The 24,949-nt window shown below is 55.4% G+C and carries 27 protein-coding genes; 24 read left to right on the top strand and 3 right to left on the bottom strand.

Features of this window, described 5'->3' with window-relative positions; all coding sequences use genetic code 11:
* Positions 1 to 131 precede the first annotated feature (131 nt).
* The 3 genes from gpmA to LBW89_RS14705 all read left to right on the top strand — a co-directional run bounded on the left by gpmA (position 132) and on the right by LBW89_RS14705 (position 2,231).
* Complete coding sequence (gene gpmA / locus LBW89_RS14715) at positions 132 to 881, top strand: 2,3-diphosphoglycerate-dependent phosphoglycerate mutase (protein WP_225039425.1); 750 nt, start codon at positions 132 to 134, stop codon at positions 879 to 881.
* A gap of 70 nt (positions 882 to 951) precedes the next feature.
* Positions 952 to 1,659, top strand: coding sequence for a glycoside hydrolase family 73 protein (locus LBW89_RS14710; protein ID WP_225039424.1), 708 nt, complete (start codon positions 952 to 954; stop codon positions 1,657 to 1,659).
* Between the two features lie 176 nt (positions 1,660 to 1,835).
* Positions 1,836 to 2,231: a hypothetical protein gene (locus LBW89_RS14705; protein WP_225039423.1), complete on the top strand. Its 396-nt coding sequence runs from the start codon at positions 1,836 to 1,838 to the stop codon at positions 2,229 to 2,231.
* A gap of 49 nt (positions 2,232 to 2,280) precedes the next feature.
* Here LBW89_RS14705 and LBW89_RS14700 read toward each other — a convergent pair whose 3' ends face one another.
* On the bottom strand, positions 2,281 to 2,682 hold the full coding sequence (locus LBW89_RS14700; protein WP_148449934.1) for a hypothetical protein: 402 nt from the start codon (positions 2,680 to 2,682) through the stop codon (positions 2,281 to 2,283).
* A 230-nt stretch (positions 2,683 to 2,912) separates the two neighbouring features.
* Here LBW89_RS14700 and LBW89_RS14695 point away from each other — a divergent pair, with 230 nt between their 5' ends.
* The 3 genes from LBW89_RS14695 to coaD all read left to right on the top strand — a co-directional run bounded on the left by LBW89_RS14695 (position 2,913) and on the right by coaD (position 4,808).
* The gene (locus tag LBW89_RS14695) at positions 2,913 to 3,293 is read left to right on the top strand and encodes a hypothetical protein (protein WP_225039422.1); all 381 of its coding nucleotides are present in this window, start codon (positions 2,913 to 2,915) and stop codon (positions 3,291 to 3,293) included.
* Between the two features lie 413 nt (positions 3,294 to 3,706).
* Positions 3,707 to 4,303 carry a 16S rRNA (guanine(966)-N(2))-methyltransferase RsmD gene (rsmD, locus tag LBW89_RS14690; protein ID WP_148449931.1) on the top strand — a complete coding sequence of 199 codons (597 nt, stop codon included), beginning with the start codon at positions 3,707 to 3,709 and terminating at the stop codon, positions 4,301 to 4,303.
* Position 4,304: 1 nt separating this feature from the next.
* Positions 4,305 to 4,808: a pantetheine-phosphate adenylyltransferase gene (gene coaD, locus LBW89_RS14685; RefSeq protein ID WP_148449929.1), complete on the top strand. Its 504-nt coding sequence runs from the start codon at positions 4,305 to 4,307 to the stop codon at positions 4,806 to 4,808.
* 18 nt (positions 4,809 to 4,826) lie between these two features.
* On the opposite strand, the gene LBW89_RS14680 is transcribed toward coaD, so the two are convergent.
* Entirely contained in the window at positions 4,827 to 6,044 is a 1,218-nt protein-coding gene (locus LBW89_RS14680; RefSeq protein WP_148449927.1) for a nucleoside recognition domain-containing protein, read from the bottom strand.
* A 122-nt stretch (positions 6,045 to 6,166) separates the two neighbouring features.
* On the opposite strand from LBW89_RS14680, the gene LBW89_RS14675 reads away from it, so the two are divergent.
* On the top strand, positions 6,167 to 7,192 hold the full coding sequence (locus tag LBW89_RS14675) for a SepM family pheromone-processing serine protease (RefSeq protein WP_148449925.1): 1,026 nt from the start codon (positions 6,167 to 6,169) through the stop codon (positions 7,190 to 7,192).
* A gap of 17 nt (positions 7,193 to 7,209) precedes the next feature.
* On the opposite strand, the gene LBW89_RS14670 is transcribed toward LBW89_RS14675, so the two are convergent.
* A complete protein-coding gene (locus LBW89_RS14670; protein WP_148449923.1) occupies positions 7,210 to 8,445 on the bottom strand; it encodes a nucleotidyltransferase in 1,236 nt (411 codons plus the stop codon).
* A 171-nt stretch (positions 8,446 to 8,616) separates the two neighbouring features.
* Here LBW89_RS14670 and LBW89_RS14665 point away from each other — a divergent pair, with 171 nt between their 5' ends.
* The 17 genes from LBW89_RS14665 (at position 8,617) to LBW89_RS14585 (ending at position 24,845) form a co-directional block, all read left to right on the top strand.
* Positions 8,617 to 9,132 carry a YceD family protein gene (locus LBW89_RS14665; protein WP_148449921.1) on the top strand — a complete coding sequence of 172 codons (516 nt, stop codon included), beginning with the start codon at positions 8,617 to 8,619 and terminating at the stop codon, positions 9,130 to 9,132.
* Between the two features lie 58 nt (positions 9,133 to 9,190).
* Positions 9,191 to 9,364 (top strand): 50S ribosomal protein L32, encoded by a 174-nt coding sequence (gene rpmF, locus LBW89_RS14660; RefSeq protein ID WP_148449919.1) that lies wholly within the window; start codon positions 9,191 to 9,193, stop codon positions 9,362 to 9,364.
* A gap of 616 nt (positions 9,365 to 9,980) precedes the next feature.
* On the top strand, positions 9,981 to 10,577 hold the full coding sequence (gene fapR, locus LBW89_RS14655; protein WP_148449917.1) for a transcription factor FapR: 597 nt from the start codon (positions 9,981 to 9,983) through the stop codon (positions 10,575 to 10,577).
* Positions 10,561 to 11,559, top strand: a complete 999-nt coding sequence (gene plsX / locus LBW89_RS14650; RefSeq protein ID WP_148449916.1) for a phosphate acyltransferase PlsX — start codon at positions 10,561 to 10,563, stop codon at positions 11,557 to 11,559. Before fapR ends, plsX begins: the two co-directional genes overlap by 17 nt.
* A complete protein-coding gene (locus tag LBW89_RS14645; RefSeq protein ID WP_148449913.1) occupies positions 11,556 to 12,542 on the top strand; it encodes a beta-ketoacyl-ACP synthase III in 987 nt (328 codons plus the stop codon). The genes plsX and LBW89_RS14645 overlap by 4 nt, the downstream gene beginning before the upstream one ends.
* A gap of 55 nt (positions 12,543 to 12,597) precedes the next feature.
* The gene (gene fabD / locus LBW89_RS14640; protein ID WP_148449912.1) at positions 12,598 to 13,533 is read left to right on the top strand and encodes an ACP S-malonyltransferase; all 936 of its coding nucleotides are present in this window, start codon (positions 12,598 to 12,600) and stop codon (positions 13,531 to 13,533) included.
* Between the two features lie 107 nt (positions 13,534 to 13,640).
* Entirely contained in the window at positions 13,641 to 14,390 is a 750-nt protein-coding gene (gene fabG, locus LBW89_RS14635; protein ID WP_148449910.1) for a 3-oxoacyl-[acyl-carrier-protein] reductase, read from the top strand.
* Between the two features lie 68 nt (positions 14,391 to 14,458).
* Entirely contained in the window at positions 14,459 to 14,692 is a 234-nt protein-coding gene (gene acpP / locus LBW89_RS14630) for an acyl carrier protein (protein ID WP_018750834.1), read from the top strand.
* A gap of 133 nt (positions 14,693 to 14,825) precedes the next feature.
* Positions 14,826 to 16,064, top strand: coding sequence for a beta-ketoacyl-ACP synthase II (gene fabF, locus LBW89_RS14625; protein WP_148449908.1), 1,239 nt, complete (start codon positions 14,826 to 14,828; stop codon positions 16,062 to 16,064).
* Between the two features lie 12 nt (positions 16,065 to 16,076).
* Positions 16,077 to 16,775: a ribonuclease III gene (rnc, locus tag LBW89_RS14620; protein ID WP_148449906.1), complete on the top strand. Its 699-nt coding sequence runs from the start codon at positions 16,077 to 16,079 to the stop codon at positions 16,773 to 16,775.
* 194 nt (positions 16,776 to 16,969) lie between these two features.
* On the top strand, positions 16,970 to 20,542 hold the full coding sequence (gene smc / locus LBW89_RS14615; protein WP_148449904.1) for a chromosome segregation protein SMC: 3,573 nt from the start codon (positions 16,970 to 16,972) through the stop codon (positions 20,540 to 20,542).
* A gap of 28 nt (positions 20,543 to 20,570) precedes the next feature.
* Complete coding sequence (gene ftsY / locus LBW89_RS14610) at positions 20,571 to 21,572, top strand: signal recognition particle-docking protein FtsY (RefSeq protein ID WP_148449902.1); 1,002 nt, start codon at positions 20,571 to 20,573, stop codon at positions 21,570 to 21,572.
* 85 nt (positions 21,573 to 21,657) lie between these two features.
* Positions 21,658 to 22,305 carry a PAQR family membrane homeostasis protein TrhA gene (trhA, locus tag LBW89_RS14605; RefSeq protein WP_148449900.1) on the top strand — a complete coding sequence of 216 codons (648 nt, stop codon included), beginning with the start codon at positions 21,658 to 21,660 and terminating at the stop codon, positions 22,303 to 22,305.
* A gap of 178 nt (positions 22,306 to 22,483) precedes the next feature.
* On the top strand, positions 22,484 to 22,837 hold the full coding sequence (locus tag LBW89_RS14600; RefSeq protein ID WP_148449898.1) for a putative DNA-binding protein: 354 nt from the start codon (positions 22,484 to 22,486) through the stop codon (positions 22,835 to 22,837).
* Positions 22,838 to 22,880: 43 nt separating this feature from the next.
* Positions 22,881 to 24,257: a signal recognition particle protein gene (gene ffh / locus LBW89_RS14595; RefSeq protein WP_148449896.1), complete on the top strand. Its 1,377-nt coding sequence runs from the start codon at positions 22,881 to 22,883 to the stop codon at positions 24,255 to 24,257.
* Positions 24,258 to 24,319: 62 nt separating this feature from the next.
* Positions 24,320 to 24,592 (top strand): 30S ribosomal protein S16, encoded by a 273-nt coding sequence (gene rpsP / locus LBW89_RS14590; protein ID WP_148449894.1) that lies wholly within the window; start codon positions 24,320 to 24,322, stop codon positions 24,590 to 24,592.
* 22 nt (positions 24,593 to 24,614) lie between these two features.
* The gene (locus LBW89_RS14585; RefSeq protein ID WP_068780674.1) at positions 24,615 to 24,845 is read left to right on the top strand and encodes a KH domain-containing protein; all 231 of its coding nucleotides are present in this window, start codon (positions 24,615 to 24,617) and stop codon (positions 24,843 to 24,845) included.
* Positions 24,846 to 24,949: the final 104 nt, after the last annotated feature.

Raw genomic sequence — 24,949 nt, 5'->3', positions numbered from 1 at the left:
AATGTTTAGATATTGGGAATCATGGTTAGCTTGCCCACCATGTACCTCGATATGCATGTTAGAATGTACGGCCGAATTTCCGTTTATGTGGAGAAAATATCTTACTACGAAATAAGAAAGGTGATGGATGAATGTACCGGTTGGTGCTGGTCAGACATGGAGAAAGCGAATGGAACAAATCCAATTTGTTTACGGGATGGACGGATGTCGACTTATCTGCGAAAGGAGTCAGGGAAGCGAAGGACGCTGGAATTTTGCTGAAAGAGGGGAAATTCGTTTTCGATGTGGCCTACACTTCCTACCTTAAGAGGGCGATTAAAACACTGTACTATATCCTGGATGCGATGAATTTGCTCTGGATCCCGGTGCATAAGACTTGGCAGCTGAATGAACGGCACTACGGGGCTCTGCAAGGGTTGAGTAAATTGACGACAGCCCAGCAGTATGGAGAGGATCAGGTTATGTTATGGCGCCGAAGCTTTGATGTGCTTCCTCCTTCCCTTAATCAGGAGGATGAGCGTTATCCGCGAAACGATCCGAAATATCGCGATGTTCCGGATTCGCAAATCCCCCTGACGGAGAGCCTGAAAGAGACGATCGTGCGAGTGCAGGATTATTGGGACAGAGAAATCAAGCCGCAGATCCTTGCGGGGAAAAACGTGGTCATCGCGGCCCATGGCAACAGCCTCAGAGCCCTGGTGAAATATCTGGAGAATTTAAGCAATGAGGAGATCGTGGATGTCAACATCCCCACGGGAACTCCGTTGGTTTACACGTTGGACGAAAATTTAAAACCTGTGGAAAAGTACTATCTGGGAAGCGACCAGAAGGTGGAGCACAAAATCAGAAAAGCGGCGGATCCCGACAAGATCCTGGAATAAGCCTGTTTTGTCCTATTCTGTCCAAGCGTCCGGAGAAACCTCTGCATATGCTGATTTTGGAGGTGATGAGATGGACAGAGCGGAATTCATCGCTGCAATTGCTCCGGACGCGGTGAAAGACTGGCATCAAAGCGGAGTTCCCGCTTCCCTCACGATCGCTCAAGCCGCATTGGAATCGAATTGGGGATCCAGCGGTCTGGCGAGACAAGCCAACAATTTATTCGGGATTAAAGGTAACGGGCCTGCAGGCAGCGTAATGATGCCGACGACGGAATACCGGAACGGATCACCGGTACGAATCCATGCCCCGTTCCGGAAATACCGCTCGTGGGCAGAATCGATAGCGGATCATACCCGGCTGTTGCAGAATAAACGATACACCGGGGTGCTGCGGCGTTCCGGTCAGGAGGCGGCTAAGGCGGTCGCGGCGGCAGGTTATGCGACCGATCCGTCATACGCTTCCAAATTAATCGGTTTGATGGATAAGTATAATCTATATCAATATGATACTCGGAAAGGGGATGAGCCGATGACGGCCGAGGAAAAGAAACGGTTTGACGCCCTGTTGGATACGGTAAACATGCAGGCGGAGCGGATTGCCGAACTGGAAAGAAAGGCGAGCATGCCCGTACCGGATTGGGCCAAAGAAGCGGTTCAGGCCGCCGTCAGCTATGACCCGGCCCGGCCACTGATCGATACCCCGGAGGGCGGAAGCCTCGATTTCTACCGGGTCATCACCATTTTGCATCGCCGCGGACTGTTTGACAAGAAAGAATGAAATCCAACAAATTCAGGAAATGAAATGACGGTTTTTTAATCCAAAAGTTACGGATTTGTAAATTTCTATATATACAAGGATTGGGAAAAGGCTTATACTCATGGTATGGGGAACGAAAAACACAAAGAAGACACCCTCTTTCTGCATAGTCATACCAATAGAAAGGAGTGTGTTGGATGGATTCGCTGGAACAAATAAAGGAGCATTACAAGTCTCTGGAAAATCGGGTCCGGTTGTTTATCATGGTGCACTCCGACATAGAATACGTTCAAGGATCTTCCGAATGCGTGGAAGGTGGGGCATTTACTTGGGCAACCCTCTCTCCGGATTCCCAACTCATACAATCCGAACTGTACCATGAATATATGTCCTTGATCAAGCGAGCGAGAAAGCACTTGGAATTGGCCGGGAGCTCCTATCTTGAAACATTTGATGAGAGCTGCGCCGAGGTCAAAGCTTATATTTTGCAGGAAAATCTTCTTTGGGGCTCGTCCCTTCAAGATGTTTTCATCGGTGTTAAAAAAGAACTTGACCTGCAACGAGGTCTGATTGCCCAGCCGATTTTGATCTGAAAAAGCGAAACAGCGCGAAGGCGTCGCAGAGTATATCTGTGACGCCTTTTTATCGTTTCAAACTCCCCCAGGAAATGGCGAAACTTCCCTTATGCTGTTTCCCCTTCACCTCAAGACGGTAGTTTCCGGGTTGATCGAGCTGGACGACAAAGGAGGAAGTTTGGATTTGTTTTCCTTGATAGGAGGGGTTGCCCTGACTATCCGTCAAGGAAATATCCAACTGCCCGGAATCGGTGGTTACTTCAAACCCGACCTCCAACGGCTGACCTTTTTCCACCTGAATGTCCTTTTCTTTTTGCCCCGTAAACTTGGCGTATTTCATGCTCATCGAGGTTGGGGTATTGGTCTCTACGGCCATTTTCGTGGACTCACAGCTTGTGAGAAGAAGTGCCGCCATCACCATGGCCAAAAATCCTTTAAACGAAAAAACGCTGCGCCACAACGGACTCATAAAAGGAACCTCCCCAGATTTGAACTGCTTTCTTAATACAGCATACAACAGAATCTGGAATATCGGCTATGAAATCTGATATACCCGGCATAAAAAGCGAAATGAGGATCAGATATTTAAAACGGCCGTAAAACTGCCATATTATAAACTTAATTGCTAAGCTTAACCGATAGCATTGCTCTGGCAGTTCTGGTACAATACCATCATCAAGTTTTAAGGAGCGGAGTCCCATGGACAATGATCTTAAAGAGTTGCTGCAATCGGTAATTCGAGCGGAATTGGTACCCGTGAATGAGCGCTTGGAACGTATCGAAACAGAACAGCAGGGAATGAAGCAAGAACTCCAGGGGATAAAGCAAGAGCAGCAGGGGATGAAACAAGAACTCCATGAGATAAAGCAAGAACTTCAGGAGGTAAAGGAAGAACAGCTGGGAATGAAACAGGATCTGCTGGAGATGAAGCAGGATCAGGTTTTGATCAAGCGTGTGGTACTGGAAACCAATGATCGCCTGAAGAACGTGGAAACCATTTTGGAGAATCAGCATAGAATCATCGAGCTTCTCTCTGCTCGTTCGATCCAGCAGGAAGCAGAATTAAAAAGAATCAAGTAAACCGGTCCCGTGGGGAATCGGCATGTTCCACGTTGGATTCAGGAATTCCCGACCGCTCTCTATGAGCGGTTTTTTGCTTTTTCGCATTATGGTTAAAGTTCAGTTCATCAACTCATAAAAAAAGGACAAAAACCTTCGTAGAAAACCTTGCTACAAAGGCTTTTGTCCGGGCGCCCCTTGCGGGACGCCCATCATGGGAGAGGAGAAACCGGACGAAGAGCTTATGGGGAAACGTAAGTCTTCTCCGCGGTTGTCTACGACATTTGTGATGTCGATAGTACCATTCTGATCACTTTAAGGGTGATTTATACATCCTTGCGAGAAAATATGGAGAGATTTCAATTTTTAATTCCCCGTTCGATTATGGTACGATAGCGTCAGGCATTTTTTGCATGAAGGAAGGGAAGCGAAACATGAGAGTCATATCGGGCAGTGCCCGGGGGAGAGCGCTCAAGGCGGTCCCCGGTATGGGGACAAGGCCCACGACAGACAAAGTGAAGGAGGCCTTGTTCAGCATGATCGGGCCGTATTTCGAAGGGGGCTGCGCGCTGGATTTGTTCGCGGGTACCGGCGGACTGGGGATCGAGGCCTTGAGCCGCGGAATGGACAAAGCCGTATTCGTGGACTTGGAATATAAAAGCATCGAAATCGTTCGCGCCAATTTGCGGACGGCGGGGCTGGAGGACAAGGCGGAGGTTTATAAAAATGACGCCGAACGGGCGCTCAAGGCGTTAGCCAAGCGCGAGGCGAAGTTTAATCTCGTCTTTCTGGATCCGCCTTATCGTCTAAAGCATGGGGACAAGCTGATGAGCATGATGGATCAGCTAGGCCTGCTCCATCCCGGAGCGACAATCGTTTTGGAGTATGAATCCTCGTACGCTTATCCGGAGCGGGTCGGGGCCTTTGCCGAGACGAGAAAGGCCCAGTACGGCGAGACGGCTGTCTCTATCTACCGCTACAATGAAGAGGATCATGAACCCCCGGTTCAAGAACCGGGCGAGGAGGCATAAGATGGAACATCAAAGAAAAACGCCGCGGATCGCGGTTTATCCGGGAAGCTTTGACCCGGTGACAAAGGGGCATATGGATATCATTCAGCGGGCGTCGCGCCAGTTCGACAAACTGATCGTAGCCGTCCTGAACAACTTGAGCAAAAATCCTTTGTTTACGGTGGACGAGCGAAAAGAATTGCTCGGCACGGTGACGGCGCATTTGCCTAATGTGGAAATCGACAGCTTCCGGGATCTGCTCGTCAATTACATGGATCTCAAGCAGGCTCATGTAATCGTAAGAGGGATCCGGTCCGTAACCGATTTTGAATACGAACTCCAACTGGCGTCGACGAACCACAAGCTGAACAGCGAGGTCGAGACGATTTTTATGATGACCAATCCGAAATATTCCTATCTCAGCTCCAGTGTGGTGAAGGAAATCGCCAGCTTCCACGGGGACGTGGGCGACCTCGTTCCGCCGGAAGTGGAGAAGGCGCTGAAGGAGAAATTCGCGAACCGTTGAAGGATATCAAGCAAAGCATCAATTCGCATTTTTTTTGTAAACGAGCGAAATGACCAGAAAAGCTGCGACAAGGAACAACAGCAGCCAAAACTGGGCCTGAACAACTCCGGAGATTTGCTCCCATCCCGGTATGGGAAAAGAGCCCGCGGTAACGGAAGGCAGATCAACCTCCGCCGTGGTGGACTTGACTTGGGGGAGCCATTTGGACATCGGAGCCCACAGCAGTAAAGTCAATACATAGGCGTATGCTCCATGAAGCAGTCGAGTCAGCAAAAAATACTTCGTACCGCCCAGGCCGGCAGGCTTCAGGACGGACCTCGCCTGCAGAAACGCGCAGATTCCGCTCCATCCCAGCAAAGCGCCGAGCAGTGCGCAGACCATCGCCGGCGGAAGCGACAGCCGGGCGGCCGTGTAGGTGCCCAGATGGACTTCCAGCAGGCCGGCCACGACGAAGGAAGGAAGAAATCCGGGCAAGATGCCGGTCAACACATGGATGACCACTGCAAAAATAAGCATATAACCGCCGGTCGTCATCGAGATCTGTACTCCCGAACTGACCGTATCCCCCAGCAGTTTGCCGATACCGCGGCCGTCCGCCCTGCGGGCTTCTTCCATTTGCGCGAGCGCCTGGCGGAATCGGGACGGCCGGGGGCGGGAGGGAGAGGTGACGGCCGGCTTTGCTTTGGGTTCGGGGCCCGGACTCCGGTCCAGAAGGTGAAGCGTAACGCCTGCGGCGAGGCCGCCGAGCCAATGCGCGGCAAGGAGCAGGAGGCCCCACTCGGGCCGCCCCCAGAAGCCGGTGCCGACCACAACCGCAATGAGCATCGGACTGGCAAAGTGGGCGGATGCGGCCATCTTTTCCGCTTCCAGAGCCGAAATCTTGCCTTGTTTGTACAGAGTGGCCGCGGCGGATGCGGCGGCCGGAAAACCCGCCGTAAGACCGAGCGGCAGCACCCAGGCATAAGAGCCGGGCAGGCCCAGTCCCCTTCGGGTTAACGGCTCGACCAAGACGCCGAGCCCGTGAGCGAAGCCGCCGGCAAGCAGGATTTCGGACAGCACCAGAAACGGGAGAAGGGCGGGGAACACGATCCGCCACCAGACGGTTAACCCCTGGCCGGAAGCCTGAAAGGCCTCGCGGGGGTCGATCATAATACAAACGACGAGCAGGACGGCGGACAGCCCGAATAGCAGTGTCGCCGAAAAGCTGCTTCCGGAAGTGGAGCTCTTGCTTGGCAAGGAGTTCACCTACTTTTTTTGATAATCGCTAAAAAACGAATGGAATAGTACAAGATATATGCTCGGGAGGCAAAGTACATGCCATTGTCCGAGAACGGCAAAATCAGAGGGGGGAGAGGGAAATGCGCAGAAGCAGATCGTCCGTCATTAAAGCGGGGCTGTATTTAATCACGTTGGCCATATTGATTTACGTCCTGGTGTACATGCCCACGCCTTATATGATCCATCAACCCGGTTCGGCGGAGGAGATCAAACCGATCGTCAGCGTTAAGAAAGGGGATACGGAAGAAAAGGGAACCTTTATGCTGACCACCGTTTCCGTCAGCTATGCGAATATCGCTATGCTCGTCACGTCCCAATTTCAGCCTCACACGGAAGTCATCCGCAAGGAACCGGACCGGAACGAGGAGGAATATCAGACCGAGCAGCGCTACTACATGAATACTTCGCAATCCAGCGCGATCATGGCCGCTTACAAATACGCGGGGGTCGAATACAAAATCGTGCCGGAGTATGTTTTTGTGATCGGCCTTTCCGACAAGATCACCCCCAAGGGAGAGTTTCATCCTGGAGACATCCTCAGAAAAGTGGACGGGAAGAAAGTCGAAAAGTTCGAGCAGCTGGCTGAGCTCATGTCCGGGAAATCGGCGGGGGATCAAGTAGCGGTGGAGCTGGAGCGAAACGGGAAAAAGGTCGAACAGCGGGTAGAGCTGGTGGAACTCGGCGAAACCAACGGGATCGCCAAAGTGGGATTCGGGGTCAGCGTCGGGGAAGTCCGAAAAATCCAGCCGCAGGATCCGGGCATGGAGGTGCATTTTGCCGAAACGCGAATCGGCGGTCCTTCCGCAGGGTTGATGTTCTCCCTGGAAATTTATAACCAGCTGACCCCCGGGGACCTGAGCAAAGGCTACCGCGTTGCCGGAACGGGCACCGTGGCGGAGGACGGAACCGTCGGCCCGATCGGCGGGGTCCAGTTTAAAATCGTCGCTTCCGATCGGGAGAAGGCGGATATATTTTTTGTGCCGGAGGACAATTATAAGGAAGCAAAGGCGAAGGTCGACGAACTCGGGACTTCGATGAAGCTGGTTCCGGTCAAGCGAGTCGACGACGCCCTGAAGTATTTGAAGGAGCTGTCGTACAAATCATAAAGGCCGAACCTCGGCCTCTATAACTGAAGTGGAGGCTGCCGATAATCCCGCAACATATCTTCCGTCGTTCTTGTCGTCATGGCGTTCGCGTAAAGGGCGGAGGCTTTGAGATCAAGCGCCAAATGAGAATGAGCCTCGCCGCCGGCCGCCCGGGTGATGACGGGGAGGGCGGCCGTTTTTCTCATCGTTTTGAGCAGCGCTCTGCCTTTTTGCGAAAAGCCCAGGACCCGCAAATATTGCGGCCCTTGCCCCAAAGCTTCAGGGGCGAGGGAATCGGCCGGATGCTGAAGCAAAACATGGAGCAGGGTCCGCTGAAGTTTGGTGTGCGTGTAACGCTTCGTTTTCAGCTGTTTGACCAGCTCGGATACCGTGGGGTGGCTTAGATCGGATAACAGACGTTTAATCCGGTACTCCAGCCCTTCGGTCATTTCATGATGGGCCGCGAGCTCGCCGGGCGTGCAGGCGAGCAGCCGGTGAAACAACTGGGGCGCGAACCGCTCCCAGTCCATCGGCCCCCGCCCGGCGGCGAACTCGCGGGCCAGTACGGCCGCCGTGAACGGCGGCACGTACGGCTCCGCGGCGGCAAGCCCGCCCGCCTTGGCCAGGAGCGCCCGCACGGCGGTGGCGCTAGCGATCGCGGCGTCCCGCGGCGCCGCGTCGTGGTACCCCGCGGCCCGCCGCCGCACCGTCAGCGGCGCGATGCCGCTGGACAGCCGCCGCAGCGCGATCAGGTAATGCAGCCCCAAACTGTTGTTGGGCTGCATCAAAAGCGCTCGCGCCGCGGCGGCATCGCCGCCCGCGCAGGTGCGGGCGGCCGCGGCGGCGTAGGCCGCGGGGTAGCTCGCCCCGGTGGCGAGCTCCTCGCGGACTGCCGCCCGGAGCGCGGCGCTCTCGTCCGCCAGCCGCTCCGCGAGCGGCTGCAGGGCCTCGAGCGCCCCGGCTTCGCTGCCGAAGCACAGATGCGTCACGACGCCGGTCGCCTGGAGCGTGGCGACGGCGCCGTACGCAAACCATTCGGCCGGCTGCACGGCATAGGCGACCGGCAGCTCCAGCACGAGGTCGACGCCGAGCCGCAGGGCCATTTCGGTCCGGGCCCATTTGCCGACGATCGCGGGTTCGCCCCGCTGCAAAAAATCGCCGCTCATCACGGCGACGGCGGCTTCGGCACCGGCCAGCCGCTTGGCTTCGGCGAAATGATAGGCATGCCCGTTATGAAGCGGATTATATTCGACGATGAGTCCGACGGTCTTCAAAGTTCGTTCCCCTCTGACGGCACAGCTTCCGCAGGGCGCTCTGTAGAGGCGCGCCGGCGGTTACTGCACGATGATTTTGGTTTATTTAATATGAATAATAACACAGCAGGGCTGTTGACAAAACTTACTGAAAATCGGTATAATAATTTTTGTTTGTTTGGAGTGATATTCATGATCTTAAATTTTCGTCAGTTGGCGTCGTCCGACCGCCCGGTGGAGTTCCACCAGACGCTGGATGTCAGCCAGGTTATCAAGGGACGCAAGGATATTCAGGCGGCCGGACCCCTACAAGCCGATCTTCAGGCCGAGCCTGCCGGCGGCGGAGTGGTGAAGGTGACCGGAACCCTTGCGGGCGAACTGGACATGTCCTGTTCCCGATGCCTGAAGCCCTTGAGCCACAAAGTCGATATCGAGTTTGAAGAACGCTTCAAGCAAAGCGATCATCCCGAGGCGGAAGCGCAGGATGAAGATGAGGAACTGCAATGGGTCGCTGAAGATCAGTTGGATCTGAAGCCCTACGTTGAAGAGTCCTTTCTTCTGAACCTTCCTTTCGCGGCCTTGTGCAAGGAAGATTGCAAAGGGCTTTGCCCTTCTTGCGGAACCGATCGCAATGAGCGGGATTGCGGCTGCAATACGGAGCGGATTGATCCTCGTCTGGCCTCGCTCGGCGATTTTTTCAAAAAGTAAACAACGAACAGCGTAAGAAACCGGGAACCCGGGTTGACTTGATAAGGAGGTGGGAACCATGGCAGTACCTCAACGGAGAACGTCCAAAACGCGCCGCGACAAACGTCGTACGCACTTCAAATTGGCTGTGCCGGGCATGGTAAAATGTGAACAATGCGGCGAATTGAAGCTTGCTCACCACGTATGCAAAGTTTGCGGAACATACAAATCGAGAGAAATTATCAACGCGTAAGCGACTGTAATTTCAACAACTTCAGGTAGTATCTCATTTCGGTGAGATACTATTTTTTTTGGGGCTAGTTTCCAAACTTCCAACTCCAAAAAGATGCAAATCTGCAGGAATTTTAGGCCGATTCCCGAGGGAATGCGAAAAAAGATGCAAATCTGCAGGCATTTCCAGCGATTTTAGAGAAACGAGCCGGTTTCGTCGAAAATTCCTGCAGATTTGCAGGTATTTTGAAATTTTTAATCCAAACAGGAAAAAAGCATGCACATATGCAGGAATTCTATGTTATCAAGGTTGTCTGAAGGGGGACTAGTAATAAACGCACCCCTTCAGGAGTAGGCAAAAGCGGTAACGGAATAGTAGCTTGAACGAAGTGAAAGTTAGCGCCTTTAGACGCAAGCCGGTAATAAAGGCATATAGCCTTAAAGCAAAACCACCCGTTTGACGGGTGGCTATGATGTGCCGCGGGGCGGAAAGAACGGCGGTTAGAAGCATTGCCTCTTTCTTTTTCCGGGCAGATGTTTTATACTAGAATTTAGTACCAGGTTCTAAAATGTGATGTCATCAACCTAGCGTTTATAATAGATTGAACTGATCCTCGGAGGGGATATCCATCGAACGTTTGCCGAAAAGAGCGAGACAGCAGCAGCTCGTGAAACTTATAGAGGAAAATCCGTTTGTCACGGATCAGGAGCTGACGCGTCAGCTTAAAGTCAGCATTCAGACGATTCGATTGGACCGCCTGGAGCTGGGAATCCCCGAACTCAGGGAACGCATGAAGCTGATGGCGGAGCGCTCCTACGATCAGGTTCGGTCCCTGCCGCTGCATGAGGTGATCGGGGAAATCGTCGATCTCCAGCTGGACAAGAGCGGGATCTCCATCTTCGAAATCCGGGAGGAGCATGTTTTTTCCCGGACGGGGATTGCGCGGGGACACCATGTGTTCGCCCAGGCCAACTCCTTGGCCGTCGCCGTGATTAACGACGAGATCGCTTTGACGTTCTCCGCCGACATCCGGTTTATCCGCTCGGTTCATTTGGGGGAGAAGTGCATCGCGAAGGCTTACGTGCGTCCGATGTCCGGCAACAAAGGCAAGGCTCGGGTCGAAGTATTTACCTATGTGGGGGAAGAAATGGTTTTTCAAGGGAACTTTGTCATCTACCGGTCCACCGCCGATGACAATCAAGAGGGAGGAAATAGCCATGCGAATCGCGATTGACGCCATGGGCGGGGATCACGCGCCGAAGAGCACCGTGGAAGGCGCGCTGGCCGCGGCCCGGGAATGGAGCGACGTGCAAATCGTGCTGGTCGGCCGCAAGGAGGCTTTGGAACCGCTGATGGCGGGGGCTCCGTCCAATCTATCGATCCAGCACGCCGAAGAGGTGATCGAGGCCGAGGATGAGCCCGTTAAGGCGGTCCGCCGCAAGAAGGACGCTTCGATGGTCGTAGCCGGACGGATGGTCCGCGAAGGCCAAGCGGACGCGATGATTTCGGCGGGCAATACGGGCGCGCTTATGACGACCGGCCTGCTTGTCGTCGGGCGGCTGGAGGGGATCGAACGGCCGGCCCTGGCGCCGATGATTCCTACGCTGGACGGACGCGGCGTATTGGCGCTGGACTTGGGCGCGAATATGGACGCGAAGCCGGAGCATCTGGCGCAATACGCGCTGATGGGCAGCATTTACCGGCAAAAGGTTCACGGTATGGAGAAGCCGCGCGTCGGCTTGCTGAACGTCGGAACGGAAGCGAAGAAGGGCAACGAATTGACGAAGGCGGCTTATCCGCTGCTGGAGGAGACGCCGATCGCGTTTGTCGGCAATGTCGAGGCGCGCGATATTCTGACCGGGGCTTGCGATGTCCTCGTCTGCGACGGGTTTGCCGGCAATATTTTGCTTAAAACCTTGGAAGGGACGGCCGGCGCCATGTTCTCGCTGCTCAAGCAGGAGTTTACCAAATCGCTGAAGAACAAGCTGGCGGCGGCGATGCTGATGCCGTCCCTGAAAGGGCTTAAGCAGACCTTGGACTATAAAGAGCACGGCGGAGCGCCGCTGCTCGGTCTTAGCGGCCTGGTAGTCAAGGGGCACGGCTCTTCGGACGGCGATGCGATCAAAAACGCGGTTCGCCAGGCGCGGACCGCCCTGCAGAGCCGGTTGACGGAAAGTATCGCGGAGGAAATCGGGAAACGGATGGTGCAATCATGAAATTTCGTTCAATTGGAATCGTCGGGTACGGCAAGTATGTGCCCGAGAAGGTGTTGACCAACGCCGATTTGGAAAAAATGGTAGAGACGAACGATGAATGGATCGTATCGCGGACGGGGATCCGCGAACGCCACATCGCCGCGCCGGAGCAGGCGACTTCCGATCTGGCGTACGAGGCGGCGGTCCGGGCGCTGAAAACGGCCGGTCTGGCGGCGGAGGATGTGGAGTTGATCATCGTCGCCACCGTGACGCCGGACACGACCTTTCCTTCGACCGCCTGCATTTTGCAGGAAAAGCTGGGGGCGAAGAAAGCCGCCGCTTTCGACCTGTCCGCGGCATGCTCGGGCTTTGTGTACAGCATGGCGACCGCGAACGGCTTTTTGCAGACGGGCATGTATAACAATGCCCTGATCATCGGGGCGGATACGTTGTCCCGCATTACGGATTACACCGACCGGAACACCTGCGTTCTGTTCGGGGACGGAGCCGGAGCGGTCGTTCTGGGCGAAGTTCCGGAGGGCCGCGGCTTCCTCTCCTTCGACCTTGGCGCGGAAGGGGCCGGCGGGCCGCTGCTGAAACTCGAGGGCGGCGGATCCAGACTCCCGGCCTCGGAAGAGACGGTAAAGGGCGGCAAGCACTTTATTTACATGAACGGCCGCGAGGTGTTCAAGTTCGCGGTGCGGGTCATGGGGACGGCGACGGAGGAAGTGCTCCGCAAGGCCGGCAAGAGCAAAGAGGATATCGATCTTTTCGTGCCGCATCAGGCCAATATCCGGATCATTCACTCCGCAATGCAGCGCCTGGAATTGCCGGAGGAGAAGTGCGTGATCAACGTGGATAAGTACGCGAATACCTCGGCGGCTTCGATTCCGCTTGCCTTGGTCGAGGCGGCGGAAGAGGGGCGGATGAAGGAAGGCGACACGGTGCTTCTGGTCGGCTTCGGCGGAGGATTGACCTGGGGGGCGTCCGTGCTCGTTTGGTAATCCGCGCGGCGTGCAGATTGCAGATTAATGAAGGACAGGAGGGCGTGATCGGAAGATGGGGAAGATCGCCTTTGTTTTTCCGGGACAGGGTTCCCAACATGTAGGAATGGGCAAAGATATGTATGACGGCGTGTCGGAGAGCCGGCGCTTGTTTGAGCGGGCGGACGAGGTGCTCGGCATGCCGCTGTCGAAGCTGATTTTTGAAGGGCCGGACGGCGATTTGAAGCAAACGGCCAACACGCAGCCGGCGCTGCTGACGACAAGCGTGGCGCTTTATGAAGCGTTCGCCGCGAAAGGGATCAGACCGGACTATGTGGCCGGACACAGCCTTGGCGAATACAGCGCTTTGACGGCGGCGGGCGCGCTGAAGTTTGAGGAAGCCGTTGCGATCGTAAGGGCCCGCGGCGAATTTATGGAGCAGGCGGTACCCGGCGGCAAAGGCGCCATGGCGGCCGTGCTGGGCGGCGAACGCGAGGCGCTCGCGGGGCTGTGCAAAGAGATTGCGGACGGTGGCGACCTGGTCGAGCTGGCCAATATCAACTGCCCGGGCCAAATTGTCGTCTCGGGTACCCGTGAAGGGATTGCCAAAGTTGTCGAACGGGCGAAGGAGATCGGCGCCAAGCGGGCGATTCCGCTGGAAGTGAGCGGACCGTTCCACTCCTCGTTGATGACTTCGGCGGCGGAGCGGCTGCGGACGAAACTGGCCGAGGTGCAGTTCGGGGACGCCGACGTTCCGGTCATAGCCAATGTGACGGCGCGTCCGGTCCAAAGCGCCGGGGAGCTTGCGGACCTGTTGGTCCGTCAGGTGTACAACCCGGTTCTCTGGGAGGACAGCGTGAGATTTCTGATCGCCGAAGGCGTGGATACCTTTGTCGAGTTGGGGCCTGGCAGCGTGCTGGCGGGCTTGATCAAGAAAATCGACAAGAGCGTCCGGATTCTTAACGTCAACGGGCTGGAGAGCCTGGAAGCATCGGCGGAAGCGCTCCGCTAAAAGATTAGGCTGACAAGCTCATCCTTTTCTGGTATTTTTAAGCTTGACCTCCCTTGATTTAGAATCCAAAAGGTATATCCTCTTTGGGGAAGGAGATGAATGACATTATGGCAAAACCGCTTGAAGGGCAAAACGCTCTGGTTACGGGCGCGTCCCGCGGAATCGGACGCAGCATCGCCCTTGCCTTGGCCGAGGCCGGCGCGAATGTCGCGGTGAACTATGCCGGGAATGAACAGGCGGCTGCGGGCGTCGTGGCCGAGATTGAAGCGCTGGGCGTTAAAGCCTATGCGGTGAAGGCTCATGTCGGAAACAGCGAACAGTTTGAAGGGATGGTCAAGGGCGTGTTGGACGCCTGGGGCAAGATCGACATCCTCGTAAACAACGCGGGAATCACTAGAGATAATTTGATTATGCGGATGAAAGAGGAAGAGTTCGACGAAGTCATCGAGACGAATTTGAAGGGCGTGTTTAACGGAATTAAAGCGGTGACGCGTCCGATGATGAAGCAGCGTTCCGGCCGGATCATCAACATCTCTTCGGTCGTCGGCACGCTCGGCAATCCCGGACAGGCCAACTATGTGGCCGCCAAGGCCGGCGTCATCGGTTTGACGAAATCGTCGGCCCGGGAGCTCGCGTCGCGCGGGATCACCGTCAACTGTATCGCCCCGGGCTTTATCGAAACGGATATGACCGATCAGCTTTCCGAAGAACTTCGGGAAGGCATGCTGAAAGGCATCCCGCTCGCGAGGCTCGGCCAGCCGGAAGAGATCGGCAAAGTGGCCGTTTTTCTGGCCTCGGACAGCGCGTCCTATATGACCGGACAGACGCTGCACGTCGACGGCGGAATGTACATGTGATTCGCCCGCTATCGCTTCTGGCATTTTACTTTTAATTCTCGTATAATACCAAAGAGGAGGTGAACCGGATGTCCGATGTATTGGATCGCGTAAAACGCATTGTGGTGGATCGCCTTGGTGCTGATGAAGCCGAAGTTACGCTTGAAGCTTCTTTCAAAGATGATTTGGGTGCGGATTCTCTCGATGTCGTGGAATTGGTCATGGAACTCGAGGATGAATTCGACCTGGAAATTTCCGACGAAGATGCAGAGAAGATTACGACCGTAGGTGAAGTTGTAAACTACATACAATCTCATACCTAAAGTCATCTTTAAAAGTCCCGTACCTCCTTATTAAGCAGGCGGGACTTCTCCTCATCTTGAGAGAGTTCAAGGTTGTGGACAAGGGCAACAGCGAATTATGATTACACATGAAGTCTATACGAGGTGAGTGTGTTTGAAACATAGAGTAGTAGTGACCGGCATGGGCGCGGTGACGGCACTCGGACATGATCTTGAAACGTTCTGGGGCAACCTTATGCAAGGGAAATCCGGCGTATCCAAGATCGAATCGTTCGATGTCAGCGAGTATCCGACCCAAATAGCCGCTTCGGTGAAAGACTTCAATCCCGAAGATTATATAGATCGCAAGGAAGCGAGAAAAATGGACCGCTTCGTTCAGTTCGCCGTAGCCGCGGCTACGACGGCATTGAAGGACAGCGGCCTGAATATAGCCGAGCAGACCGACCCGGAGCGGGTTGGCGTCATGATTGGCTCGGGCATCGGGGGTCTGGGCACGTGGGAGGACCAGCACAACATTTTGCTGCAAAAAGGTCCTAAACGCGTCAGCCCGTTCTTTATTCCCATGATGATCGCGAACATGGCCTCCGGGCATGTCTCGATCCTGTTCGGAGCCAAAGGCCCGAACAGCACGGCGGTGACTGCGTGCGCGACCGGAACTCATTCCATCGGCGATTCGTACAAGCTGATTCAGCGCGGCGACGCGGATGTGATGATTTGCGGCGGCGCGGAAGCAACGATCCGTCCAACCGGCCTCGCCGGATTCTGCTCGATGCGGGCGATGTCGACCCGCAACGACGAGCCGGAGAAAGCCAGCCGGCCTTTCGACGCGGAACGCGACGGTTTCGTCATGGGCGAAGGCTCGGGCATCCTCATTCTGGAGTCGCTGGAACATGCTCAGAAACGCGGCGCCAAGATCTATGCCGAAGTGATCGGCTACGGTCTTAGCGGCGATGCCCATCATATGACCGAACCGGATCCGAACGGACCGGAACGGTGCATGAAGATGGCGATTCGCGATGCGGGCATCGACGCTTCCGAGGTGGATTACATCAACGCTCACGGTACATCGACGCCGGTGGGCGACCGCTCGGAGACGATCGCCATCAAGCGTGCGCTGGGGGATCATGCCTCCAAAGTCGCGGTCAGCTCGACCAAATCGATGACCGGCCATCTGCTCGGCGCAGCCGGCGGCGTGGAAGCGGTCATCTGCGGTCTGACGCTGAAGAACGGCGTTATTCCGCCTACGATCAATCTGGAGCATCCGGATCCGGAGTGCGACCTGGATTATGTTCCGAACGTAGCCAGACAAGCCGACGTTAAAGTGGCCATGTCCAACTCTTTCGGATTTGGCGGGCATAACGCCACGATCATTCTGAAGAAATTCGAAGCATAAGGGGACAGTCTGTTGAGCGGAGATCTGAAGCAGTTACAACAAAAACTTCAACTGGCATTCCAAAACAGACAGCTCTTGAAACAGGCCTTTACTCATGCGTCTTATGTAAATGAGCACCGGTTCAGCCATCATGAGGATAACGAGCGTCTGGAATTTTTGGGAGATGCCGTGTTGGAACTGACGGTTTCGGAACATTTATATCGGATTTTCCCGGACCGGCCGGAAGGAGAATTGACCAAGCTGCGCGCGGCGATCGTTTGCGAGCCGTCCCTGGTCAAATTCGCCGAGAGTCTGGAATTCGGCAAATACGTCCTTCTGGGCAAAGGTGAAGAATTGACCGGCGGGAGGACGCGTCCGGCTCTTCTGGCCGATGTGTTTGAGTCCTTCGTCGGGGCGCTTTACCTCGATCAAGGGCTCGAGGCGGTTACGTCGTTTTTGCATCATCACGTGTTCTCCCAGATTACCTTGGACGGCAAGCTTCAAACGACGGATTACAAAACCGAGCTTCAGGAGCTTACCCAACATCACAACATGGGCGTACTGGAGTATCGGATCATCGAGGAGCGAGGACCGGCGCATGAACGGGAATTTGTGTCCGAGGTCTACATGGAAGGACAGGGATTGGGCCGCGGTACCGGCAGATCCAAGAAAGAGGCCGAACAGCAAGCCGCTGCGGTAGCGCTGGAGCGGTTGAAGCAGGAACTGTCCTAAGTGGAACATTCTCATAAGGAAGAGCCGCGTCTCTCGATTGCAGCCTTAGCCGACATCAAGTCGGTTAAGGCTGCTTTCGTGTTTATGGATAGCTTATAGTCTTGGGGCGGAGGAGCGGGCGCAAACCTCTTTTCTTCGCCTGTCCCGGGGGCCTGCGGTATGGTACAATAGTCGTTAGAGGTGATCGTGAACGTATGTTTTTGAAACGGATCGAGTTAGCAGGTTTTAAATCCTTCGCCGACAAAACGGAAATGGAATTTGTCCGCGGAATTACGGCTGTGGTCGGGCCTAACGGCAGCGGCAAGAGCAATATTTCCGACGGAATCCGCTGGGTGCTGGGCGAACAGAGCGCCAAATCGCTGCGCGGCGGCAAGATGGAGGATATCATTTTTGCCGGGAGCGATGCGAGAAAGGCGGTCAATTACGGGGAAGTATCCCTGACGCTGGACAATTCCGATCATGCGCTGCCCTTGGATTTCAGCGAAGTGACGGTCACCCGGCGGGTGCACCGCAGCGGGGAAAGCGAATACCTGATCAACAAACAATCCTGCCGGCTCAAGGATATCACCGAGCTGTTCATGGATACCGGAATCGGCAAAGAAGCTTATTCGATCATTGGACAAGGGCGGATCGAAGAAATTTTGAGTACCCGGTCCGAGGATCGCAGAGGGATTTTTGAAGAGGCTTCGGGGATTGTCAAATACAAAAGCCGCAAACGCGATGCTCGCCGCAAGCTGGATGAAACGGAGCAGAATTTGCTGCGCATTCACGATCTGGTCAGCGAATTGGAGGATCAAATCGGTCCGCTGAAGGAGCAATCGGAGAAAGCCCTGAAATATAAAGAGCTGCGCGAGCAGTTGAAAAATAAAGAAATTTCCCTGTACGTCCACCAAATCGAGCAAATCCACGAAACGTGGAGCGAGGCGAACAGCCGGCTGACCAAGCTTCAGGATGAGCATACCGCCTTGTCGACGGTCGTGTCCGCGCACGATGCCAAGCTGGAAAACGAGCGGCTGGCTCTGCGCCGGGTGGAGGATCAAATCGAGCTGCTGCAAGCCCAGCTTCTGGAGTATAGCGAGAGCTACGAAAAGAGCGAAGGCTTCGGCGAGGTTTTGAAGGAACGCGCCAAGAACCTGACGCAAAACCGCGACCAGCTTCGCCAGTCGCTTGCCGTGAGCGAAGAGCGGTATGCGCAGCGGGCTGCGGAGATGGAGGCGCTCGCGGCCAAATTCGCGGTTTCGGAGAAGCAGTTGACGGAGTTGCGGACCGAGCTTTCCGCCGAAGAAGCGAAGCTGGTCGGAGTGACGGGCGGAATCAGCCAGGAGCAGGAGGAAGGGCTGAAGGGCCAGCTCCTGGAGATCATGAACCTGATGGCCCATACCCGGAGCGAAATCCGTTATGCGGATCAGCAGAAAGAAGGCGTGCAGCGCAGAATGGCCCGCTCCGAGGAAGAGGGAGCCAAATGGCAAGACGAGCTCGATCGGCTCAAAGGCAAGAAGCAGGAGCTGGAGCGGACGCTCGAGCAGCTTGGCAAGGAAATCGCCGATTTGCGGAACAAGTATATCGCCGAGAGCGAGAAGCACCAGTCCCTTCAAAGATTGATGGAAGAAAGCCAAAACGGGATCCGTAAGTGGGAGCAGAAGCGAGAAGGCTTGATCTCCCGCCGGGACACGATGAAGGAGATGGAAGAGGATTTCGACGGGTTTGCGCTGGGGGTCAAGGAAGTGCTTAAGGCCGCGCGCAAATCGGCGCTTCACGGCGTTCACGGCGCGGTCGCCGAACTGATCCGCGTACCGGAGAAGCTGGAGATCGCCGTGGAGACGGCTTTGGGCATGGCGATGCAGCACATCGTCATGGAGAATGAAGCGGTCTCCCGCCAGGCGATCGCTTTTCTGAAGCAGCGCCAGCTCGGCCGGGCGACTTTCCTGCCGCTGGACGTCATCCGTCCGCGCCAGATCTCCGCCTCGGATAAGCGCATGCTGGAGGAAGCCGACGGTTTTGTCGGCATCGGCGCGGAGCTCGTCGGCTACGAGCCGCGCTATGCCGACATCGTCGGCAGCCTGCTGGGCAATGTCGTCTTTGCCAGCGATCTGGAGCGGGCGAACAAAATGGCGGCCCGCTTGCAATACCGCTTCCGGATCGTGACGCTGGAAGGCGATGTCGTCAACGCGGGCGGTTCGATGACCGGCGGCAGCCAGCATCGCAAGAACAGCAACCTGCTCGGACGTAAACGCCAGCTGGATCAGCTCGCCGCGGACATCGCCGAGAGCGACGAGATGCTGGCCAAGCTCCGCCAAGGCTTGCGGGATATCCGCGAGCAGCTGGCGGGCGCGGAGAAAGAGCTGGAGAAGCTTCGCGAGGCGGGTGACCAGAAACGGACGGAGGAGCAGGGCGTTGCCGGGACGCTGAAGCAGATCGACCACGAGTGGCGTCATGTTTCGGAGCAGTTCCAGCTCTACGGCCAGGAGAAGGGCCATTATCTCAAGGAGCTTGAGGACCTGGACAAGAGCAAGGCCGAAGCCGAAGCCAAGCTGCTTGAGCTGGAGAAGGAAGAACAGTCCGTTCAGCAGTCCATCCAGGCGGCGGAATTCGCCCGCAAAGCCAATGAATCGGCGAAGGAAGAACTGCAGGATTTGCTGACCGGACTGAAAGTACGGGAAGGCAAGCTGGATCAGGAGGTCTTCTCGCTGCGGGAGCAGCTCAGACGGTCCGAGGAGGATTGCAGCTTGCTTAAGCGGGAGCTCGATCAGAACCGCAGCATCCTTCAATCGATCGAAGCCGACCTGGCCCAGAACGAGCGCCAGTCGGTCACCCAGCGCGAGGAGCTGAACGACTACAAGCTGAAAAAAGCGCGCGCCGGCGAGCAGTTGGAGCTGGAGCGGGCTTCCCGCATGGCGCTCGTCAAGAAGCTCGAGGAAGGCGAGAGCGAGACGAAGGAGCAGCGCGTCGCGCTCAAAACCGTGGAAGAACAGCTTCGTCAGACGGAAATCCAGGCGAACCGGCTCGATGTGGAGCTCGATAACATCCTCCGCAAGCTGGCCGACGATTACGAACTGACGTATGAACGGGCGAAGCAGCTTTACGACGTTCCGGAGGACGTGCCGCAGACCCAGGCCGAGATCAAGGAGCTCAAACGGCAAATCTCGGTGCTCGGCGAGGTCAACCTGGGCGCGATCGAGGAATTTGAGCGCGTAAATGAACGCTACCGTTTTCTCAGCGAGCAGAAGGATGATCTGGTTGAAGCGAAAACGACGCTGTACCAGGTGATCAAGGAAATGGACGATGAGATGTCCAAACGGTTTAAAACGACGTTCGACGCGATCCGCCGGGAATTCGTTATCGTCTTCTCCAAGCTGTTTGGCGGAGGACGAGCCGATCTGATTCTGATCGATCCGGAGAACCTGCTGGAGACGGGGATCGACGTGGTCGCCCAGCCGCCCGGGAAGAAGCTGCAAAACCTGCAGCTTCTCTCCGGCGGGGAACGGGCGCTGACCGCGATGGCGCTGTTGTTTGCGATCCTGCAGGTCAAGCCAGTGCCGTTCTGCGTGCTTGACGAGGTGGAGGCGGCACTGGACGAAGCCAATGTGGCGCGGTTCGCCCAGTATCTCCGCGAGTTTTCGGAGCAGACGCAGTTTATCGTCGTGACCCACCGGAAAGGAACGATGGAGGAAGCCGACGTGCTGTACGGCGTTACGATGGAGGAAGGCGGGGTTTCCAAACTGGTTTCCGTCAAGCTGGAGGATGAGGAAACGATGGAAATCGCCTGAGACTTAACATAGATCTAGGAGGGAACCTATGAGTTTTTTTAAGAAACTGAAGGAAAGCATCGCTTCCAAAACCGAATCGGTCACGAAGCAGTTTAAGGAAGGGTTGGAGAAAAGCCGCAAGGGGTTTGTCGAGAAGGTCACGGAACTCATTACCCGGCGCAAAAAGATCGACGAGGAATTTTTCGAGGAACTGGAAGAAATTCTAATTGGTGCGGATGTCGGCGTTAACACGGTGATGAAGCTGATCGACGAACTGCGCTCCGAGGTGAAGAAGCGCCGGATCGAGGATGCGGCCGAGCTGCAGCCGATTTTGTCGGAGAAGCTGGTGGAACTGCTGCGCGGCGATGAAGACAACGACCTGCGTTTGAATCCCGACGGGATCACCGTCTTTCTGTTCGTGGGCGTCAACGGGGTCGGCAAAACGACGACGATCGGCAAACTGGCGCATCACTTCAAACAGCAGGGCAAAAAAGTGATTATGGCCGCAGGGGACACCTTCCGGGCCGGAGCGATCGAGCAGTTGGAAGTGTGGGGCAAACGCGTCGGCGTGGACGTGATCAAGCAGCAAGCGGGATCCGATCCGGCGGCGGTGATGTTCGACGCCGTGCAGGCGGCCAAGCAGCGAGGCGCGGACATTCTGTTGTGCGACACGGCCGGGCGTCTGCAGAACAAAACGAACTTGATGGAAGAGTTGAACAAAATTTTCCGCGTCATTCAGCGGGAGATTCCTGGCGCACCGCACGAGGTGCTGATGGTGCTTGACGCCACCACCGGCCAGAACGCGCTTAATCAGGCGAAGCTTTTCGGCGAGAAGAGCGGGGTGACCGGGCTCGTGCTGACCAAGCTCGACGGAACGGCCAAGGGGGGGATCGTCATTGCGATCCGTCAGGAGCTTAGCCTTCCTGTCAAGCTCGTCGGTCTCGGCGAGAAGATGGAGGACCTGCAGAAATTCGATTCCGAACAGTTCGTTCACGGCCTCTTCGCCGGCTTGATCCGCGAAGAGGAAGAAGCCGAGGAAAAAGCGGAGTAACCGATGTGGGCGAACGCCCATAAGATGATTGAGGACCGTTTCGTCGGGAACATTTGCATAACGAGTCATTTGCGGAGGTGAAAAGATGGCCAATACACATACTTATCCGCGGCGCGAGGAAATCGCCAATGCCATTACCCACGGCATCGGCGCGCTGCTCAGTTTGGCCGGATTGGTGCTGCTGATCGTATTTTCCAGCATGAAGGGAACGGCCTGGCACGTCGTCAGCTTCACGATCTACGGGGTGAGCATGCTTTTGCTGTACCTGTGCTCCACGCTGGTCCACAGTTTCAAGGAAGGGAAAATCAAGGATCTGTTCGAGTTCCTGGATCATTCGTCCATCTACATTTATATCGCCGGAACGTATACCCCGTTTATGCTGGTTGCGATCCGCGGACCGCTCGGCTGGAGTCTGTTCGGGATTGTATGGGGGATTGCGCTGCTCGGCGTCGTGTTCAAAGCGTACTTCGTGAAACGATTCCTGTTCATGTCCACGTTTTTTTACCTCATTATGGGCTGGCTGATCGTGATCGCCTGGGGGCCGTTGACGGCGGCCGTGCCGGAGCCGGGAATCGTGCTGCTTGTAGCGGGTGGGCTTCTGTATACGCTCGGCACGGTGTTTTACGTATGGAGGGCCTTCCCTTATCATCATGCGATTTGGCATCTGTTTGTTCTGGGAGGCAGCATCACGCATTTCTTCGCGATTCTGATGTACCTGCTTCCGCATCGGTAGGACGGATTGGAATGTTGATTCAGGGGGAGCCGCAGCTTGGGTTTACAGGCTGCGGCTGTTTGTTTTGTGAATATTTCGCATGTTAAGGAGTTTTACTTGACAATGCATGCGCGATTGGGTATGATTAGGAACGTTGATGCGCTGTAAAGTGTTTTTCCTTGACGGAGGGGGTGCCCAAGTGAGTCAGGAGAATAAGCTTGAGAAGACCAATCGGATCAACTTGTTGTTTGATTTTTACGAAGCGTTGCTGACCGAAAAGCAGCAGACGTTTCTCAGATATTATTTTCTCGATGATTTTTCCTTGGGCGAGATCGCCTCGGAATTTGCAATTAGCCGCCAGGCGGTGTATGAACATATTAAGCGGGCCGAAGAGATGTTGGAGGCTTACGAGGAAAAGCTGGGGCTGCTTCGGAAAGACGAAGAGCGCAGCGAACTGCTGTCCCGCTTGCAGCAAGTGCTTGAGGAGAGCGGGATGTCTCAGATACATAAAGAGACGGCCAAGCAGCTGCTCCGGCAAGCGGAACAGTTGTAGCCAAGCGGTTGGACAAGGACTATGGAACGGAGGTGACCGGTGAATGGCTTTTGAAGGTTTGACGAATCGATTGCAGAGCGTGTTCAGCAAGCTTCGCGGCAAGGGCAAAGTTTCGGAGGACGATGTGAACGAAGCGATGCGTGAAGTTCGCCTCGCTTTGCTGGAAGCGGATGTCAACTTTAAAGTGGTCAAGGATTTTATCGCCAAAGTGAAAGAGAAAGCTGTCGGCAGCGAGGTGATGGACAGCTTTACGCCGGGCATGGTCATCATCGATATTGTAAACAAAGAGCTGACCGAGCTGATGGGCGGCAGCCAAGCCAAGCTGGCGAAGAGCAACCGGCCGCCGACCGTCGTGATGATGGCGGGTCTGCAGGGCGCCGGGAAGACGACGACTTCGGCCAAGCTGGCCAAGCTGCTCCTGAAGGGCAATCACCGGCCGCTTCTGGTGGCGGGGGATATTTACCGCCCGGCGGCGATCAAGCAGCTGCAGGTGCTCGGCGAGCAGATCAAAGTTCCGGTATTTACGCTGCCGGAAGGCAACAGTCCGGTGGAGATCGCCAGACAGGCGCTGCAGCATGCGAAGGACAACGGCAACGACTACCTGCTGATCGATACGGCCGGCCGGCTGCATGTCGACGAGGCGTTGATGGAGGAGCTCCGTCAAATCCACGAGGTCACGAAGCCGGATGAAGTGCTGCTCGTGGTCGATGCGATGACCGGTCAGGATGCGGTAAATGTCGCCGAAAGCTTCAATGCGCAGTTGGAATTGACCGGGGTTGTGCTCACCAAGCTGGACGGGGATACCCGCGGCGGTGCGGCGCTGTCGGTCAAAGCGGTGACGGGGTGCCCGATTAAGTTCGCCGCTCTCGGCGAGAAGATCGATGCGCTGGAACCGTTCCATCCGGAGCGGATGGCTTCCCGGATTCTTGGCATGGGCGATATGCTCTCGTTGATCGAGAAAGCTCAATCCAATATCGATGCCGAGAAGGCCAAGGAAATGGAACGTAAGATGCGCAATGCGGAATTTACGTTTGATGATTTCCTGGAACAGATGGATCAGGTGAAGAAGCTCGGTCCGATCGATCAGATCATGGACATGATTCCGGGCATGGGCAAGATGAAACAGATGAAGGACATCAAGGTCGACGAGAAGCAAATGAGCCGGGTGGAAGCGATCGTGCACTCCATGACGAAGCAGGAGAAACAGAACCCGGACATGATCAACCACAGCCGCCGCAAGCGGATCGCCGCGGGAAGCGGAACTTCGCTGGCGGACGTGAATCGTCTGATCAAGCAGTTTGATGAAATGCGCCGCATGATGAAGCAGTTCTCGGACATGATGGGCCCGAAAGGCAAAGGGTCGAAAATGATGAAGCAGCTCGGCAAAGCGGGCAAAGGCATGAGGTTTCCTTTCCGGTAAGAGTTCGTTCGATTGCCGGATGAAATAGATTTAAATTTGATTCTTTAAAGGAGGTGAATTTCGTGGCAGTTCGTATTCGTTTGAAACGCATGGGTGCTCATAAAGCTCCTTTCTATCGTATCGTGGTGTCGAATTCCCGTTCCCCGCGTGACGGCCGTTTTATCGAGGAGATTGGTTTCTACAACCCGGTTGCTGAACCGGCTGTAGTGAACATCGACGAAGAGAAAGCGTTGAAATGGCTGCAAGACGGCGCGCAAGCATCCGATACCGTTCGCAACCTGCTCAGCAAAGCAGGCGTGCTGAAGAAATTTCATGAGCTTAAGCAGCAAAAATAATTGCTGATTTCGGAGGGTCCTAATGGAACAATTAGTCGGCGTTATTGCGAAGGCTCTTGTTGATCATCCGGACGATGTCCGTGTGGAGGTCGTGGAGAAAGAACACCTGATTGTCTATGAGCTGTCCGTACATCCCGACGATGTAGGGAAAGTGATCGGCAAACAGGGGAGAATCGCCAAGGCGCTCCGCACGGTTGTGGCATCGGCAGCCGTTAAGATGGATAAGCGGGTTACCGTGGACATCATGTCTTAAAAATATACGAAAGCGGGTTAGGATGTTTGTCCTAGCCCTTTTTCGTACATGCTGAAGCTTGAGGGAAACGGGAGAAGCCACCCGTACAGAATAGAATATAGCTC

The sequence above is a fragment of the Paenibacillus sp. alder61 genome (assembly GCF_020179875.1).
GTDB classification, from domain to species: domain Bacteria; phylum Bacillota; class Bacilli; order Paenibacillales; family Paenibacillaceae; genus Fontibacillus; species Fontibacillus faecis.
This window is presented reverse-complemented; position numbering and strand designations above follow the sequence as displayed.

Excerpts from the sequence above, each read along its gene's own strand:
- fabG (WP_148449910.1), top strand. The coding sequence starts at position 13,641 with ATGGCAAAACCGCTTGAAGGGCAAAACGCTCTGGTTACGGGCGCGTCC.
- gpmA (WP_225039425.1), top strand. The coding sequence starts at position 132 with ATGTACCGGTTGGTGCTGGTCAGACATGGAGAAAGCGAATGGAACAAA.
- LBW89_RS14705 (WP_225039423.1), top strand. The coding sequence starts at position 1,836 with ATGGATTCGCTGGAACAAATAAAGGAGCATTACAAGTCTCTGGAAAAT.
- ffh (WP_148449896.1), top strand. The coding sequence starts at position 22,881 with ATGGCTTTTGAAGGTTTGACGAATCGATTGCAGAGCGTGTTCAGCAAG.
- LBW89_RS14700 (WP_148449934.1), bottom strand. The coding sequence starts at position 2,682 with ATGAGTCCGTTGTGGCGCAGCGTTTTTTCGTTTAAAGGATTTTTGGCC.
- fabD (WP_148449912.1), top strand. The coding sequence starts at position 12,598 with ATGGGGAAGATCGCCTTTGTTTTTCCGGGACAGGGTTCCCAACATGTA.
- LBW89_RS14675 (WP_148449925.1), top strand. The coding sequence starts at position 6,167 with ATGCGCAGAAGCAGATCGTCCGTCATTAAAGCGGGGCTGTATTTAATC.
- rsmD (WP_148449931.1), top strand. The coding sequence starts at position 3,707 with ATGAGAGTCATATCGGGCAGTGCCCGGGGGAGAGCGCTCAAGGCGGTC.
- plsX (WP_148449916.1), top strand. The coding sequence starts at position 10,561 with ATGCGAATCGCGATTGACGCCATGGGCGGGGATCACGCGCCGAAGAGC.
- coaD (WP_148449929.1), top strand. The coding sequence starts at position 4,305 with ATGGAACATCAAAGAAAAACGCCGCGGATCGCGGTTTATCCGGGAAGC.
- trhA (WP_148449900.1), top strand. The coding sequence starts at position 21,658 with ATGGCCAATACACATACTTATCCGCGGCGCGAGGAAATCGCCAATGCC.
- ftsY (WP_148449902.1), top strand. The coding sequence starts at position 20,571 with ATGAGTTTTTTTAAGAAACTGAAGGAAAGCATCGCTTCCAAAACCGAA.
- LBW89_RS14585 (WP_068780674.1), top strand. The coding sequence starts at position 24,615 with ATGGAACAATTAGTCGGCGTTATTGCGAAGGCTCTTGTTGATCATCCG.
- LBW89_RS14695 (WP_225039422.1), top strand. The coding sequence starts at position 2,913 with ATGGACAATGATCTTAAAGAGTTGCTGCAATCGGTAATTCGAGCGGAA.
- acpP (WP_018750834.1), top strand. The coding sequence starts at position 14,459 with ATGTCCGATGTATTGGATCGCGTAAAACGCATTGTGGTGGATCGCCTT.
- smc (WP_148449904.1), top strand. The coding sequence starts at position 16,970 with ATGTTTTTGAAACGGATCGAGTTAGCAGGTTTTAAATCCTTCGCCGAC.
- rpmF (WP_148449919.1), top strand. The coding sequence starts at position 9,191 with ATGGCAGTACCTCAACGGAGAACGTCCAAAACGCGCCGCGACAAACGT.
- LBW89_RS14710 (WP_225039424.1), top strand. The coding sequence starts at position 952 with ATGGACAGAGCGGAATTCATCGCTGCAATTGCTCCGGACGCGGTGAAA.
- LBW89_RS14665 (WP_148449921.1), top strand. The coding sequence starts at position 8,617 with ATGATCTTAAATTTTCGTCAGTTGGCGTCGTCCGACCGCCCGGTGGAG.
- LBW89_RS14645 (WP_148449913.1), top strand. The coding sequence starts at position 11,556 with ATGAAATTTCGTTCAATTGGAATCGTCGGGTACGGCAAGTATGTGCCC.